The sequence below is a fragment of the Neisseria sp. P0021.S007 genome (genome assembly GCF_051956855.1).
In genome coordinates this window covers 1-457 of the sequence record NZ_JBQCXA010001598.1, presented here as the reverse complement: position 1 = coordinate 457, position 457 = coordinate 1, and the positions used below count along the sequence as shown (strand labels likewise).

1 protein-coding gene is annotated in these 457 nt (G+C 58.6%); it reads left to right on the top strand.

Translation table 11 applies throughout. The features are described from left to right. On the top strand, positions 1–457 hold a 457-nt coding region (locus ACTHUR_RS20465), incomplete at both ends, for a uracil-DNA glycosylase family protein (protein ID WP_440400632.1).

Here is a 457-nt window from a genome sequence, read left to right as displayed (position 1 = left end):
CCGCGTTCCCGAAGCAACACCCAAAGCCATTGCCGAAACACCGGCAAAAACAGAAAAAGCCGCGCATTCAGACAATCTGCCCCGTCTTGACGTAACCATCAGGCCGTCTGAAATCATGGTGGTCAGCATTTGCCCGTCCACCGAAGACAGCCTGCACGGTACGCTGTTTAGCGGCGACGTCGGCACGCTTCTCGACAACATCCTCGCCGCCATCGGTCTCAAACCCGAGCAGGCGCATAAAACCGCATGGGTCAAAACCGCGCCTGTGTTTACCGCCCTGCCCGATGCCGAACACATCCGCTCCGAGCTTGCCGAAATGCAAAACGAGCTGACCGCTTGGCAAGCGCGCGCAGTCTTGTTCCTCGGGAAAATCTTCGACAGCCCCGACATGATCGGGCTGATGAACGAATTGTGCGCAGAGCGGCCGCATTTCGTCATTCCCCACCCCGCCCACCTA